This is a genomic window from Embleya sp. NBC_00896 (genome assembly GCF_045207785.1).
In the GTDB taxonomy this organism is placed as follows: domain Bacteria; phylum Actinomycetota; class Actinomycetes; order Streptomycetales; family Streptomycetaceae; genus Embleya.
Genome location: NZ_CP108776.1, coordinates 2028870 through 2043294, shown reverse-complemented (window position 1 = coordinate 2043294; position 14425 = coordinate 2028870). Strand labels below are relative to the sequence as shown.

The 14425-nt window shown below is 69.7% G+C and carries 15 protein-coding genes; 12 read left to right on the top strand and 3 right to left on the bottom strand.

Annotation, left to right across the window (positions count from 1 at the left end; all coding sequences use genetic code 11):
• Nucleotides 1-23 precede the first annotated feature (23 nt).
• Complete coding sequence (locus OG928_RS09150) at nucleotides 24-542, bottom strand: gamma carbonic anhydrase family protein (protein ID WP_406281427.1); 519 nt, start codon at nucleotides 540-542, stop codon at nucleotides 24-26.
• Nucleotides 543-791: 249 nt separating this feature from the next.
• Here OG928_RS09150 and OG928_RS09145 point away from each other — a divergent pair, with 249 nt between their 5' ends.
• Nucleotides 792-1088: a DUF4193 domain-containing protein gene (locus OG928_RS09145; protein ID WP_020555852.1), complete on the top strand. Its 297-nt coding sequence runs from the start codon at nucleotides 792-794 to the stop codon at nucleotides 1086-1088.
• 260 nt (nucleotides 1089-1348) lie between these two features.
• On the opposite strand, the gene OG928_RS09140 is transcribed toward OG928_RS09145, so the two are convergent.
• Nucleotides 1349-1798: a DUF3093 domain-containing protein gene (locus OG928_RS09140; protein ID WP_406281423.1), complete on the bottom strand. Its 450-nt coding sequence runs from the start codon at nucleotides 1796-1798 to the stop codon at nucleotides 1349-1351.
• Between the two features lie 32 nt (nucleotides 1799-1830).
• The gene (locus OG928_RS09135; protein ID WP_406281420.1) at nucleotides 1831-2724 is read right to left on the bottom strand and encodes an SDR family oxidoreductase; all 894 of its coding nucleotides are present in this window, start codon (nucleotides 2722-2724) and stop codon (nucleotides 1831-1833) included.
• Nucleotides 2725-2822: 98 nt separating this feature from the next.
• Between OG928_RS09135 and OG928_RS09130 the strand changes: the two genes are divergently transcribed.
• The 11 genes from OG928_RS09130 to OG928_RS09080 all read left to right on the top strand — a co-directional run bounded on the left by OG928_RS09130 (nucleotide 2823) and on the right by OG928_RS09080 (nucleotide 14421).
• Entirely contained in the window at nucleotides 2823-3404 is a 582-nt protein-coding gene (locus OG928_RS09130) for a PaaI family thioesterase (protein ID WP_406281417.1), read from the top strand.
• Nucleotides 3401-3928, top strand: coding sequence for a dUTP diphosphatase (gene dut, locus OG928_RS09125; RefSeq protein ID WP_406281414.1), 528 nt, complete (start codon nucleotides 3401-3403; stop codon nucleotides 3926-3928). The genes OG928_RS09130 and dut overlap by 4 nt, the downstream gene beginning before the upstream one ends.
• 1 nt (nucleotide 3929) lies before the next feature.
• Nucleotides 3930-4751, top strand: coding sequence for a DUF3710 domain-containing protein (locus OG928_RS09120; protein ID WP_406281411.1), 822 nt, complete (start codon nucleotides 3930-3932; stop codon nucleotides 4749-4751).
• Nucleotides 4752-5172: 421 nt separating this feature from the next.
• Nucleotides 5173-5262: a K(+)-transporting ATPase subunit F gene (gene kdpF / locus OG928_RS09115; RefSeq protein WP_406281409.1), complete on the top strand. Its 90-nt coding sequence runs from the start codon at nucleotides 5173-5175 to the stop codon at nucleotides 5260-5262.
• The gene (gene kdpA, locus OG928_RS09110; RefSeq protein ID WP_406281406.1) at nucleotides 5263-6927 is read left to right on the top strand and encodes a potassium-transporting ATPase subunit KdpA; all 1665 of its coding nucleotides are present in this window, start codon (nucleotides 5263-5265) and stop codon (nucleotides 6925-6927) included.
• Complete coding sequence (kdpB, locus tag OG928_RS09105) at nucleotides 6924-9041, top strand: potassium-transporting ATPase subunit KdpB (protein ID WP_406281403.1); 2118 nt, start codon at nucleotides 6924-6926, stop codon at nucleotides 9039-9041. The genes kdpA and kdpB overlap by 4 nt, the downstream gene beginning before the upstream one ends.
• A gap of 5 nt (nucleotides 9042-9046) precedes the next feature.
• On the top strand, nucleotides 9047-9778 hold the full coding sequence (locus OG928_RS09100) for a potassium-transporting ATPase subunit C (protein WP_406281400.1): 732 nt from the start codon (nucleotides 9047-9049) through the stop codon (nucleotides 9776-9778).
• 79 nt (nucleotides 9779-9857) lie between these two features.
• A complete protein-coding gene (locus tag OG928_RS09095) occupies nucleotides 9858-12467 on the top strand; it encodes an ATP-binding protein (RefSeq protein ID WP_406281397.1) in 2610 nt (869 codons plus the stop codon).
• Complete coding sequence (locus tag OG928_RS09090) at nucleotides 12464-13138, top strand: response regulator (RefSeq protein WP_406281394.1); 675 nt, start codon at nucleotides 12464-12466, stop codon at nucleotides 13136-13138. The genes OG928_RS09095 and OG928_RS09090 overlap by 4 nt, the downstream gene beginning before the upstream one ends.
• Before the next feature lie 88 nt (nucleotides 13139-13226).
• On the top strand, nucleotides 13227-13628 hold the full coding sequence (locus OG928_RS09085; RefSeq protein WP_406281391.1) for an OB-fold nucleic acid binding domain-containing protein: 402 nt from the start codon (nucleotides 13227-13229) through the stop codon (nucleotides 13626-13628).
• Nucleotides 13629-13632: 4 nt separating this feature from the next.
• Complete coding sequence (locus OG928_RS09080; protein ID WP_406281388.1) at nucleotides 13633-14421, top strand: DUF3159 domain-containing protein; 789 nt, start codon at nucleotides 13633-13635, stop codon at nucleotides 14419-14421.
• Nucleotides 14422-14425: the final 4 nt, after the last annotated feature.

Here is a 14425-nt window from a genome sequence, read left to right as displayed (position 1 = left end):
CCATCCGCTCCGCGGCGCGTCGATCAGTCGATCCGGCGCAACTCCTTGCGGAAGCGTCGACCGTTGGCGACGTAACTGCGCACCGCCTCGTCGAACGCGCCGGCCGGAACGGCGTTCTCCCGAATCTTCGCCGGCACCCCGAGTGCCATCGCGAACGACGGCACCTCGATCCGGTTTCCGACCACCGCACCCGCTCCCACCAGGGCACCTGTCCGCACGACGGCCTGATGCATGACGACGGCGCCGTTCCCGACCAGGCAGCGATCCTCGATCACGCAGCCCTCCAGATGCACAATGTGACCGATCACGCACTCGTCGCCCACTACGGTCGGCCACGGCGCCGTGGTGTGCAGGACGCACCCGTCCTGCACCGACGTGCGCTCGCCGATCACGATCCGGCCGTGATCCCCGCGCAGTACGGCACCCGGCCACACCGTAGAATCCGCGCCGATCTCCACGCTGCCGATCACGACCGCATCCGGGTGCACATACGCATCGGGGTGCACCTTGGGTATTTGATCACCCAGCGCGTAGACCGTCACGATTCCTCCTGGTTGTGCAGGGCGGTACGGGGTTACAGTGGCCCCCCATCCAACCAAGTCACCTCTTTGGGGGTTCGGTTGGGTGTCGATTGCGTAACGAGCCTTGATGTAAGGCAAAATCTGCGCTTCGGGTCGGGCACAACTCCGGCCCCTCAAGCGTTACGTGCGCTGAAGGCATCATCCAGGAAGGTTCACGGGTGATGTCTGCACGACTGAGCACCGCAGATCCACCCGGAGGGGGAGAGGTACATGGCAACCGACTACGACACCCCGCGTAAGACCGACGACGACATCAACGAAGACAGCATCGAGGAGCTGAAGGCTCGGCGCGTGGACAAGTCGGCCGGTTCGGTCGACGTCGACGAGTTCGAGCAGGCCGAGTCTCTCGAGCTTCCCGGTGCGGACCTCTCCAATGAGGAGCTGTCCGTCCGGGTCGTCCCGAAGCAGGCCGACGAATTCACGTGCTCCAGCTGCTTCCTGGTGCACCACCGCAGCCAGCTGGCCAAGGAGAAGGACGGCCAGGCGATCTGCAGCGACTGCGCCTGATCGTGTTCGGTCGAGGACGGCCGGCGATGAACGGCAACCCTGCACACGCCATACGGGTACCGGCAGGAGTTGGACCGTCGACGTTCGCCGAGCGTCCTTGAACGCGCATCCACGAGGCAGGACGCAGCGGGTGATGAAGCAGCACGCATGACCCGAGGCACGCACGACGTACGAAGTCGAACGTCCGCCGCACCACCGGCGGGCGTTCTTGACTGTCCGGAGCCGGGCGGGTCCGCCCGGACGGTCCCGCCCGCGGCCGATCAGGCGCGGGCGCGCACCGCCGCCACGACGTCGACCAGGCGTTGCGGGTTGCGCGACGACAGGTAGAGATAGGGCGTGGGATCGGCCGGGTCGGTGACCTCGATCCGCGCGGCCGTCGGGATGTACGAGCGCAGCAGCATGAAGGCGCGCGGGTTGGCGTTCTCCATCCGCATCGAGCGGGCCTGCTCGGGCTCGAGGGCGACGCCCTCGCCGAGCGCCGTGAGCGGGACGCGGGCCTTGCCCGCGAGCAGCTCCGTGTCGGTGACGGTGATCCGGACCGAGCCGTAGGCGCTCGTGGCCCACGCCGCCGCGCCCGCGCACGCCAGCGTCAGGGCGATCGTCGGCACCACCCCGAACGCCAACCCCACCAGGGCGCCCGAGACGCCCATCAGAAGGGTCAGGGCCCACCACGAGGCCGGTACGCCGAGTCGTTCGCTGTACGCCTGCATGGCACCAGCCTGTCATGTCCGCCCGACACGGTTCAGCGCGGGCCGTGTCGTCGGGTCAGGCGCGCGAGCGCGCGCGTGACGCCCTCCGGGGGTGTACGCAGACCCGTTGCCACCCCTTTGGCGTAATCCGAAAGAGCCGTCGGAGCGAGCAGGTCCAGGATCGCGCCGGCCTTCGCGTCGTTGCCCACGAGATAGCGCGGCCGCGGCCGCGGCACGCTCAGGGCGGTCCGTACGGCGTGCGCGACCGGGGCCGGGTCCGGGAGCGTCTTGGCGCGCCGTACGACGTCGTCCGCGAGGTCGTACGAGTCGTTGTAGGCCGACGTCTTGCGCGGCGGCAACCGGGACATGCTGCGCTCCCAGATGTCGGTGCCGAAGCTGCCCGGCTCGATCAGGACCACCTTGACGCCGAACCCGGCGGTCTCGATCCGCAGCGCGTCGGTGACCGCCGCGAGGGCCTGCTTGCTCGCGCAGTACCAGCCCACGAACGGGGACGAGACCCGGCCGGAGACGGACGAGATGTTGACGATCCGACCGTCCCGGCGCTGGCGCATCTGGGGCAGGACCAGGCGCGCGATCCGGGCGGGGGCGATCAGGTTGGTCTCCAGCTGGGCCCGGATCTGCTCGTCGTCCACGTCCTCGATCGCGCCGGGCTGCGCGATCCCGGCGTTGTTGACCACGGCCCACGGGCCGCCGCCGGTCATCCCGGCGATCTCGGTGAAGGCCTTCACCGTCGACGTGGCGTCGGCGACGTCGAGCAGGACCGTGCGCACGCCCACCTCGGCGCGCTCCGCGGCCTCGCGCAAGCGCTCGGCCTTCTCCTCGGTCCGGGCCGTGCCGATCACGTCGAAGCCGGATCCCGCCAGCTCCAGGGCGATGGCAAGGCCGATCCCACCGGTCGCCCCGGTGACGACCACGCTCTTGGTCATGCGCTTCCTTCCGTCCCGCGGCCCTTTCGGGCGGCGGCGCTGGAGGCCCCCGAGCCTCTGCGCGGGTGTCGGTCGGAACGACGGTAGTGTCCTTCGGCGTGAGTCGACCAACATCCCTGACCCCGCCTCCGGAAGCGGTGGTGCCCCAGCCCCACCCGGACGCCCCTCCTCCCGGCACCGAGCTGGGCGAGCACTACAGCGACTGCTTCGGCTGCGGCGAGGCCGCCCCCGGCGGGCTGCGCATTCGCGCACGCGCCGGCGAGGGCGTATCCGTGGACGCCGAGTTCACCGTCACCACGCTGCACCAAGGAGCCCCGGGCCTGGCCCACGGCGGGCTGCTGACCTGCGCGTTCGACGAGGCCCTCGGGGCGATCGGCTACATGCTGCACACCACGGCGGTGACCGGGCACCTGGAGACGGACTTCCGCCGCCCGGTGCCCGTGGGGTCCACGCTGTACATCCACGCGTGGTGCGAGGCGGTGGCCGGCCGCAAGATCTACTCGCGCGCGGTGGGCCGGCTCGATTCCCCGGAGGGGCCGATCGCCGTCGAGGCGGCGGCGCTGTTCATCAGCGTCGGTCTCGAGCACTTCGTCGACAATGGACGTGCGGAAGACGTGCAGCGCGTCATGGACAACCCCGACCTGATGAAGGCGGCCCGAGCGTTCGAGGTGAACCCGTGAGCACGAGTGTGGACATCCTGGTGCGTCGGCTCGACCCCGAGCTGCCCCTGCCCGCCTACGAGCATCCCGGCGACGCCGGGGCGGACCTGGTGACCGCCCAGGACGCCGAGATCGCCCCGGGGGAGCGGATGGTCCTGCCCACCGGCATCGCGATCGCGCTGCCCGACGGCTACGCCGCGTTCGTCCATCCGCGCTCCGGGCTCGCCGCGCGGTGCGGAGTATCGCTGGTGAACGCCCCGGGCACAGTCGATGCGGGATACCGTGGCGAAATCAAGGTTGTCGTGGTCAACCACGACCTGCGTACGCCGGTCGTTTTTCGACGCGGCGACCGAATCGCCCAACTCGTGATCCAACGGGTCGAGCGAGCGGGGTTCCACGAGGTCGCCGAGCTGCCCGGTTCCGGGCGGGGCGAAGGCGGCTTCGGGTCCACCGGCGGGCACGCGGCCATCGGCGTTTCGACGTCCGTTGCCGCAGGCAGCGCGGGCATCGTGCAAGACTCGGCCTCCGACAGGGAAGGACTGTGACGTGTTCGGTCGTCGCCGACGCAGCGAAAAGGATGATCTGCCCGTCGAGGAGCGCGAAGACCTCGACGAGACCATCGAAGACGAGGACGAGAACGGTGCCGACGAGGCCCGGAACGGCGGAGACGTGGCAGCCTCCGACGACACGGACCTCGAGGAGCTGAGCCGACCGATCCCTCCCGCTCCGCGGCCGGACGGCCCGTGGGACTTCGACGAACTCGAGGATCCCAACGAGGAGCGCATCGACTTGGGCGGGATGCTCATTCCGAGCGACCCGCGCATGGAGCTGCGGGTCGAGGTCTCCAACGACCTCATCATCGCCGCGACGGTGGTCCTCGAGGACAGCGGTCTCCAGCTGCAGGCATTCGCCGCCCCCCGTAACGAGGGCATCTGGCACGAGGTGCGCGCCGAGATCGCCTCCGGGATCACCCAGCAGGGTGGTGTCGTGGACGAGCAGGACGCCGGCCTCGGCTGGGAGCTGCGGGCCCAGGTGCCGGTACAGCTCCCGGACGGGACGCAGGGCCACCAGCTGGTCCGCTTCGTCGGGTGCGACGGGCCGCGCTGGTTCCTGCGCGGCGTGATCTCCGGTCGGGCCGCGGTCGACCCCGCGGTGGGTGCCGACCTGGAGGCCATGTTCCGCGACACCGTCGTGGTCCGCGGCATCGAACCGATGGCGCCGCGCGACCCGATCCTGCTGCGGCTCCCGGAGAACGCGCAGGTCGACCCGAACAGCGGGCTCGTGCCGCCGCAGGGCGCCGAGGAGGACCGCTTCGCGGGCGACCTCGACCCGTTCCAGCGCGGCCCGGAGATCACCGAGGTCCGCTAGTACCGAGGTCCGCTAGTACCGAGGTCCGCCGCCAGTACCCAGGTCTCCTTTTAGCGAGGCCCGTCGATCCGGGAGACATCCCGAAGGGCACCCGAAGCCCGGTTCCGCCGAAAGGCGGGGCCGGGCTTTCGGCATGTCCGGAACGCGCTTTTCGGGAGGGGTCGGCGCGGCCGCTCGGGACCGCGCGTCAAGGGCCCGTCAAGAAGACGCGGGGCCGCGTCAGGGCGACGCCAACGCTTTCGGTAATGACCCTTTCATGGGCATTTGTGCCGTGTTGGAACTGCTATCAATGTCCTCCTTACGGGCGATCAAGCGCCTGTCCGTCCCAAGGAGCAAACGCGATGGCTGATCTGGCCTTCGTAATCCTGACGATCGCGTTCTTCGCGCTGGTCGTCGTGATCGCAAAGGGGGTGGCGAAGCTGTGAACGCCGAAAGCATCGTCGGCCTGAGCGTCGCCATCGCCCTGCTCGGCTACCTGATCCTGGCCCTGATCTTCCCCGAGAGGTTCTAGGTGAGCACCACGCTCGCGGGGGCCCTCCAGCTGTCCCTGCTGATAGCGATCCTGGCCGCGGTCCATCGCCCGTTCGGCGACTACATGGCCCACGTGTATTCCAGTGACAAGCACCTGCGCGGCGAGCGCGTCCTGTACAAGCTGATCGGCGCCAACCCGGACACCGAGCAGCGCTGGACGGTCTACCTGCGCAGCGTCCTCGGTTTCTCGCTGTTCTCGGTGCTCGGCCTGTACACGCTCCAGCGGTTCCAGGACAAGCTGCCGTTCGACCTCGGGTTCGAGCCGATCAAGCCGGATCAGGCGTTCAACACCGCCGCGTCGTTCACGGCGAACACCAACTGGCAGTCGTACTCCGGTGAAGCCGCCATGGGCCACACGGTCCAGATGGTCGGCCTCACCGTGCAGAACTTCGTCTCCTCCGCGGTGGGCATGGCCGTGGCCATCGCCCTCGTCCGCGGGTTCGTCCGGGTCCGCTCCGGTGAGATCGGCAACTTCTGGGTCGACCTCGTGCGCGGTTCGATCCGCATCCTGTTGCCGATCGCGATCATCGGCACGATCGTGCTGGTCGCGTCGGGCACGATCCAGAACCTGGCCGATCCGCAGACGGTGCAGACGCTCTCGGGTGGTTCGCAGAGCATCCCGGGCGGGCCGGTGGCCTCGCAGGAGGTGATCAAGGAGCTCGGCACCAACGGCGGCGGCTTCTTCAACGCGAATTCGGCGCACCCCTTCGAGAACCCGAACGCGTTCACCAACCTGTTCGAGATCTTCCTGATCCTGGTGATCCCGTTCTCGATGCCGCGTACGTTCGGCAAGCTCGTCGGCAGCGCCAAGCAGGGCTACGCGATCCTCGCCGCGATGTTCGTGATCTGGTTCGCCGCGGTCCTGCTCATGTGGTGGACCGAGGCGCACGGCAACGGTGCGGCCCTGGAGATCGCCGGCGGTTCGATGGAGGGCAAGGAGCAACGCTTCGGGATCCCCGGGTCCTCGCAGTTCGCGGTCTCCACCACGATGACCTCCACCGGCGCGGTCAACTCGTTCCACTCGTCCTACACCGGACTGGGCGGCGGGCTCACCATGCTCGGGATGATGCTCGGCGAGATCACGCCCGGCGGTGTCGGCTCCGGCCTGTACGGCATGTTGATCATGGCGATCCTGGCCGTGTTCGTGGCCGGCCTGATGGTCGGTCGGACGCCCGAATACCTGGGCAAGAAGATCGGCGCCGGCGAGATGAAGCTGGTCGCGATGTACATCCTCGTCGTGCCCGCCACGATCCTGACCTTCACCGGCATCGCACTCGCGCTACCCGGTGAACAGGCGGCGATCATGAACTCCGATTCGCCACACGGCATCTCCGAGGTGCTGTACGCCTTCACCTCGGGCGCCAACAACAACGGCAGCGCGTTCGCCGGCCTCGGCGCGAACACCGAGTTCTACAACACGATGATCGGCCTCGCGATGCTGATCGGCCGCTTCGTCCCCATCTGCCTCGTGCTGGCCCTGGCCGGCCGACTCGCAGAGCAAAAGAGTGTTCCGGACACCGCGGGCACGCTCAAGACGCACCGGCCCCTGTTCGTGGGCCAGCTCGTCGGCGTGATCCTGATCATCACGGGCCTCACCTTCTTCCCGGCGCTCGCGCTGGGCCCGCTTGCCGAGGGATTGGCATGACCGACACCGCTGTACGTCCCGTAGAAGAAGAACAGGCGACCGCGCCGGCCGGCGCGGGGCGGGTATCCGCCGGTCTGTTCGAACCCCGGCAACTGCTCAAGGCGATGCCCGGCGCGCTCCGCAAGCTCGACCCGCGCGTCATGGTCCGCACGCCGGTCATGTTCGTGGTCGAGATCGGCTCGGTCATCACGACCGTCATGGCGATCAAGGACCCGAGCGTCTTCGCCTGGCTGGTGACCGTCTGGCTGTGGCTGACCGTGGTGTTCGCCAACCTGGCCGAGGCCGTCGCCGAAGGGCGCGGCAAGGCGCAGGCGGACACGTTGCGCAAGGCCAAGACGGACACCGTCGCGCGGCGCCTGGCCGGCGGGAGCGAGGAACGGGTCGCGGCCACCGAACTGACCGTCGGCGACCTCGTGGTATGCGAGGCCGGCGACATCATCCCCGGTGACGGCGACGTCGTCGAGGGCGTCGCGAGCGTGGACGAGTCGGCCATCACCGGCGAGTCGGCGCCCGTCATCCGCGAGTCCGGTGGCGACCGCTCCGCGGTCACCGGCGGCACCAAGGTGCTGTCGGACCGGATCGTCGTCAAGATCACCACCGAGCCCGGCAAGACCTTCATCGACCGGATGATCGCCCTCGTCGAGGGCGCCGCTCGGCAGAAGACGCCGAACGAGGTCGCGCTCAACATCCTGCTGTCGTCGTTGACGATCATCTTCCTGTTCGCGGTCGTCACGCTGCAGCCGATCGCGATGTACGCGCACGCCGAGCAGTCGATGATCATCCTGGTCGCGCTGCTGGTGTGCCTGATCCCGACGACGATCGGGGCGCTGCTGTCCGCGATCGGCATCGCGGGCATGGACCGACTGGTGCAGCGCAACGTGCTGGCCATGTCGGGGCGTGCGGTGGAGGCGGCGGGGGACGTGTCCACGCTGCTGTTGGACAAGACCGGGACGATCACGCTCGGCAACCGGCAGGCATCCGAGTTCGTCCCGGTGGACGGTGTGACCGAGGCCGAGCTGGCCGACGCCGCACAGCTGTCCTCGCTCGCGGACGAGACTCCGGAGGGGCGCTCGATCGTGGTGCTCGCCAAGGAGCGCTACGGACTGCGCGAGCGCGGCCAGGGCGAGCTGACGCACGCCGAATGGGTCGCCTTCACGGCCCAGACCCGGATGTCCGGGGTGGACCTGGCCGAGGAGAAGGGCACCAGGCTGGTCCGCAAGGGCGCGGCCTCGGCGATCAACGCGTGGGTGGCCGACCGCGGCGGGTCCGTTCCGGCCCAGTCCGGCGAACTCGTCGACAGGATCTCGGGTCAGGGCGGCACGCCGCTCCTGGTCGCGGTGCATGACGGTGCCGGCGCGCGGGTCTTGGGGGTGATCCACCTCAAGGACGTGGTCAAGGAGGGCATGCGGGAGCGGTTCGACGAGCTGCGCCGGATGGGCATCAAGACCGTCATGATCACCGGCGACAACCCGCTGACCGCCAAGGCGATCGCGGACGAGGCCGGCGTGGACGACTTCCTCGCCGAGGCCACCCCGGAGGACAAGCTCGCGCTGATCAAGCGCGAGCAGGCCGGCGGCAAGCTCGTCGCGATGACGGGCGACGGCACCAACGACGCGCCGGCGCTGGCTCAGGCCGACGTGGGCGTGGCGATGAACACCGGCACCTCCGCCGCCAAGGAGGCCGGGAACATGGTCGACCTGGACTCGAACCCGACCAAGTTGATCGAGATCGTGGAGATCGGCAAGCAGTTGCTGATCACCCGCGGCGCGCTCACCACGTTCTCCATCGCCAACGATGTCGCGAAGTACTTCGCGATCATTCCGGCCATGTTCGCGAGCATCAAGGGCGCCGAGGCACTCGGCCCGTTGGACAAGCTCAACATCATGCAGCTGGCCACCCCCGAGTCGGCGATCATCTCGGCGGTCATCTTCAACGCCCTGATCATCGTCGCGTTGATCCCGCTGGCCCTGCGCGGCGTGCGCTACAAGCCGATGTCGGCCGACAAGCTGCTCGCCCGCAACCTGCGGATCTACGGCCTCGGCGGTCTGATCGCCCCGTTCGTCGGGATCAAGCTCATCGACCTGCTCGTCTCGCTCATCCCCGGAATCGGTTGATCCCCATGGTCACGAATCTCAGTACCCGCATTCGAGTCCTCGGCGCGTCCCTGCGGGCGTTCCTCGTCCTCACCGTGCTGCTGGGCGTGCTCTACCCGCTGTCCATGACGGGTATCGCGCAGGCGGTGTTCCCGGACAGGGCCGACGGGTCGATGGTCGAGGTCGACGGCAAGGAGGTCGGGTCGAGCCTGATCGGTCAGTCGTTCGACCTCGTCGACACCGAGGGCAACCCGCGCACGTTCGACGCGGAGGGCCGCGAGGTCCTCGCGACGGCCGACGGCGAGAGCTACACCTACCTCCAGGGCGGCGCGCCGCTCACCGAGGAGCAGGCGAAGGGCGTCGGGCCGCTGCCGGACCCCAAGTGGTTCCAGCCGCGCCCGTCCGCGTCCAACTACGACGCGCTCGCCTCCGGGGCGTCCAACTACGGTCCGGAGAACCCCGACTTCGTCCAGCTCGTCAAGGACCGCAAGGCCCAGGTGGCGCAGTTCAACGGGGTGCCCGAGGACCGGGTCCCGGTCGACGCGGTCACCGCGAGTGGTTCGGGCCTGGACCCGGCGATCTCCCAGGCGTACGCATTGATCCAGGTCGACCGGGTCGCCAAGGAGCGAAAGCTCGACCCGGTCAGGGTGCGCGCGCTCGTACGCGACCACGTCGACGGCCGAGTCATCGGCATCCTCGGCGAGCCGCGGGTCAACGTCCTGGAGCTCAATATCGCGCTGAAGAAGCTCGCGGGCTGATTCGCCGGGAGCGGAGCGTTCCGGAGGGCGGGGTGTGCCGGTGTCGGTACATCCCGCCCCTGGACAGAGAATGGGTGACATGGCACGCGGCAAGCTCCGGATCTATCTCGGTGCGGCGCCCGGCGTCGGCAAGACCTACGCGATGTTGGGCGAAGGGCAGCGCCGGCTCAGGCGCGGCGCCGATGTCGTCGTCGGTTTCGTGGAATGCCACGGCCGGCCCAACACCGAGGACATCCTCGAGGGCCTGGAGGTCGTGCCCCGCGTGATCCTGGACCACCGAGGTGGCTCCTTCACCGAGATGGACGTGGACGCCGTCATCGCGCGGCGTCCCAAGGTCGCCCTCGTGGACGAATTGGCGCACACCAACGTGCCCGGCTCGCGCCACGAGAAGCGTTGGCAGGACATCGAGGAGATCCTCGACGCCGGGATCGACGTGATCTCGACGGTCAACGTGCAGCACCTCGAATCGCTCAACGACGTGGTCGAATCGATCACCGGCGTCCCGCAGCGCGAGACCGTGCCCGACGAGGTGGTCCGCCGGGCCGGGCAGATCGAGCTCGTGGACATGTCGCCGCAGGCCCTGCGCCGGCGGATGGCACACGGGAACGTGTACGCGCCGGAGAAGGTCGACGCGGCGCTGTCCAACTACTTCCGGGTCGGCAACCTGACCGCGCTGCGCGAATTGGCGCTGCTGTGGACCGCCGACCGGGTGGACGAATACCTCCAGGAGTACCGCAGCGAGCACGAGATCGACGCGACCTGGCCCGCGCGCGAGCGGATCGTGGTCGGCCTGACCGGCGGCCCCGAGGGCGACACGCTGCTGCGTCGGGCCGCGCGGATCGCCACCCGCGGCTCCGGCGGCGAGCTGCTCGCGGTGTACGTCTCGCGCAGCGACGGGCTCACCGGCGCATCCCCGGAGACGCTGGCCAAGCAGCGCGCGCTGGTCGAGTCGCTCGGCGGCACGTTCCACTCCGTGGTCGGCGAGAACGTGCCGACCGCGCTGCTGTCCTTCGCGCGCGGGGTCAACGCGACGCAGATAGTGCTCGGCAGCAGCCGACGCAAGCCGTGGCAGTACCTGTTCGGGCCCGGCGTCGGCGCGACCGTCGCCGCGCAGTCCGGGGACATCGACACGCACATCGTCACGCACGAGCACGCGGGCGTGGGGCGTGTGCTGCGCCCGATGCGCTCCCCGCTGGGACGCGGGCGCCGGATCGCGTCGTGGGCGGTGGCCGTGATCGGTCCGGTCGCGCTCACGTACACGCTGGACGCGACGCGTGGCAGCCACGGCATGTCCACCGAGATGCTGCTGTTCCTGACGGTCACCGTCGCGGTCGCGCTGATCGGCGGCCTGTGGGCGTCGGTCCTGACGGCCGTGGTGTCCTCGGTGCTGCTGAACTACTACTTCACGCCGCCGCTGCACAACCTGACGATCGACGACCCGGAGAACATGCTCGCGTTGGGCATCTTCGTGCTGGTCGCGCTGTCCGTGGCCTCGGTGGTGGACCTCGCGGCCAGACGCACCCATCAGGCCGCGCGAAGTCAGGCCGAGGCGCAGACGCTGAGCTTCCTCGCGGGCAGCGTGCTGCGCGGCGAGCAGGCGTTGCCGGCGCTCCTGGACCGGGTGCGTGAGACGTTCGGGATGGAGTCGGTGGCGCTGCTCCAGCGCGCGGAGCACCGCGGCCCGTGGCTGTGTGTGGGCAGCGTGGGGCCGCATCCGGTGGTCAGGCCCGAGGCCGCGGACGTGGACGTGCCGGTGTCCGACACGCTCGCGCTCGCGCTGTCGGGGCGGGTGCTGCCGGCCGAGGACCGGCGGGTGCTCGGGGCGTTCGCGGCGCAGGCCGCGGTGGTCCTGGAGCGTCGGCAGCTGGTCGCGGAGGCGGCCCAGGCCCGGCAGCTCAAGGAGGGCAACCGGATCAGGACCGCGCTGCTCGCGGCGGTCTCGCACGACCTGCGCACGCCGCTGGCCACGATCAAGGCGAGCGTGTCCAGCCTGCGGGCCGAGGACGTGAGCTGGTCGGCCGAGGACGAGGCCGAGCTGTTGGCGGCGATCGAGTTCGGCGCGGACCGGCTCGACTCGCTGATCGGGAACCTGCTCGACATGAGCCGGTTGCAGACCGGCACGGTCACCCCCCTGATGGGCGACGTCGGTCTCGACGAGGTGGTGCCGGGCGCGCTCGCGGGCGTGGCCGAGGACCGGGTCGCCCTGGACATCCCCGAGACGCTGCCCGCGGTGTGCGCCGACGCGGGGCTGCTGGAGCGGGTCCTGGCCAACGTCATAGAGAACGCGGTCAAGCACAGCCCGACGGGCCGTCGCGTACACGTGTCGGCGGGGACGCTGCGTGATCGTGTCGAGCTGCGGGTGGCGGACCGGGGGCCCGGTGTGCCGGACGAGTCCAAGGATCGGATCTTCGAGCCGTTCCAGCGCTTGGGCGACGTGCCGCAGGGCAGCGGGGTGGGACTCGGGTTGGCGGTGGCGCGCGGCTTCGCGGAGGCGATGAACGGGACGCTGACGGCCGAGGACACCCCGGGTGGGGGACTGACGATGGTGCTGGAACTGCGGACCGCCGGCCTCTCGGCGGCCGATGCGCGAACCACTGACGCGCCGACCACCGACGCGCGAACCACAGACGTGCCGACTACCGACGCGCGAACCACAGACGCGCGAACCACTTCGGAGGAACAGCGATGACACGGGTCCTGGTCGTCGACGACGAGCCACAGATCGTGCGGGCCCTGGCCATCAACCTCAAGGCCCGCGGCTACGACGTCGACACGGCGGGCGACGGCACGGCCGCGCTCACCGCCGCCGCGGACCGGCACCCGGACGTGGTCCTGCTCGACCTCGGCCTGCCGGACATCGACGGGGTCGAGGTGATCAAGGGCCTCCGCGGCTGGACGAAGATCCCGATCATCGTGCTGTCCGCGCGACACGCCTCGGCCGAGAAGGTCGCGGCGCTGGACGCGGGCGCGGACGACTACGTGACGAAGCCGTTCGGGATGGACGAGCTGCTCGCGCGGCTGCGGGCGGCCGTGCGCCGGGCGGTGCCGGAGGAGGAGGCGCCGGTCGTGGTCACCGAGTCGTTCACGGTGGACCTCGCGGCCAAGCGGGTCTCGCGGGACGGGGCAGACGTGCGGCTTACGCCGACCGAGTGGCATCTGCTGGAGGTCCTGGTCCGGGCCGCGGGACGGCTGGTCAGCCAGCGGGCGCTGTTGCAGGAGGTGTGGGGGCCGCAGTACGGGACGGAGACCAACTACCTGCGCGTGTACATGGCGCAGCTGCGGCGCAAGCTGGAGCGCGACCCGTCGCACCCGCGCCACCTGTTGACGGAGCCGGGGATGGGCTACCGGTTCGAGGTGTAGGCGGGTGAGCGCGATGTGCCCCCCGGCGCCTCGCCGGCGGGCGTTTCGAGCTTCGGGCCGTGCGGCGTTAGGCGGTACCCTTCCCGACATGAGTGGTAGCGCAGCCGGGGTGGAGCGTCGGCCCGGGCGATTGCGGCGGATGCTGGATCGTTTGACGTCGACCCATGAGGAATTGCACGCCGAGGAGTTGCTGCACGACTCCCAGCGACTGGGCTGCACCAAGATCGTGGACGTGGTCGAGCGTGACCTGATCACGGTCGGCGGGACGTTGCGCACGGTGACGTTCCGGCCGCGCGCGGGGGTGCCCGCCCTCGAGGCGGAGCTCTACGACGGTTCGGGCGCGTTGTCGGTGGTCTGGCTCGGTCGGCGGCGGATAGCCGGGATCGAGCCCGGGCGGCAGCTGGTCGCCTACGGTCGGGTCAGTACCGCTCAGGGGCGGCCCGTCCTGTTCAACCCCAGGTACGAACTGCGCCCCGTCGGCCGGGAGTGATCGAGTGACCGCCCATATGGAACAGCCCGCCTCGGACGTGGCCGGCGCGAAGCCTGCCCCCACCGACAGCGCGGCCACGATGATCGCCGCCTTCGGTGGTGTCCGCGGCATGATCGACATGACCGTCCCGGGGCTCGTCTTCGTGATCGCGTACACGATCAGCCGCTCGACGTGGACGTCGGCGATGACCGCCGGCGGGGTGGCGCTCGCGTTCGCCGTCGTGCGGATCGTGCGCCGCGAGAGCCTGCAGCACGCGCTCGGCGGCTTCCTCGGGGTGGCGTTGGCCGGGTGGATCGCGGTCAAGTCCGGCAAGGCCGAGAACTTCTACGCGTTCGGGATGTTCCTCTCGGCCGGCTACGCGACCGTGTACCTGACCTCGATCCTGGTGCGGTGGCCGTTCATCGGCGTCGTGCTCGGCCCGGCGCTGGGCGAGAACTTCACGTGGCGACAGAACCCCGGGCGATACGCGGCGTACCGCAAGGCCACCTGGGTCTGGTTCGTCATGTTCATCCTGCGCATCGTGATCCAGATCCCGATCTACTGGACCGGCAACGTCACCGCGCTGGGCATCGCCAAGGTGGCGCTGGGCGTGCCGCCGTTCCTGGTCGTCTGCTACATCACGTGGCTGATCATGTCCAAGGCGCCGCCGCCGGTGAAGGTCGCGGACGCGGAGGACGAGGCCGACGACGACTCGGACGACTCGGACGGCTCCGATGACTCCTACGGCTCCGATGACTCCTACGGATCCGACGCGGGCGTCCGGAGATCCCGGGAAGAACGCGTCGCGGACTGATCCG

What these genes read in the sequence shown, in the direction of transcription:
- OG928_RS09135 (WP_406281420.1), bottom strand. Translation starts at nt 2,724, where the DNA reads ATGACCAAGAGCGTGGTCGTCACCGGGGCGACCGGTGGGATCGGCCTT.
- OG928_RS09140 (WP_406281423.1), bottom strand. Translation starts at nt 1,798, where the DNA reads ATGCAGGCGTACAGCGAACGACTCGGCGTACCGGCCTCGTGGTGGGCC.
- OG928_RS09095 (WP_406281397.1), top strand. Translation starts at nt 9,858, where the DNA reads ATGGCACGCGGCAAGCTCCGGATCTATCTCGGTGCGGCGCCCGGCGTC.
- kdpB (WP_406281403.1), top strand. Translation starts at nt 6,924, where the DNA reads ATGACCGACACCGCTGTACGTCCCGTAGAAGAAGAACAGGCGACCGCG.
- OG928_RS09100 (WP_406281400.1), top strand. Translation starts at nt 9,047, where the DNA reads ATGGTCACGAATCTCAGTACCCGCATTCGAGTCCTCGGCGCGTCCCTG.
- OG928_RS09085 (WP_406281391.1), top strand. Translation starts at nt 13,227, where the DNA reads ATGAGTGGTAGCGCAGCCGGGGTGGAGCGTCGGCCCGGGCGATTGCGG.
- OG928_RS09090 (WP_406281394.1), top strand. Translation starts at nt 12,464, where the DNA reads ATGACACGGGTCCTGGTCGTCGACGACGAGCCACAGATCGTGCGGGCC.
- OG928_RS09145 (WP_020555852.1), top strand. Translation starts at nt 792, where the DNA reads ATGGCAACCGACTACGACACCCCGCGTAAGACCGACGACGACATCAAC.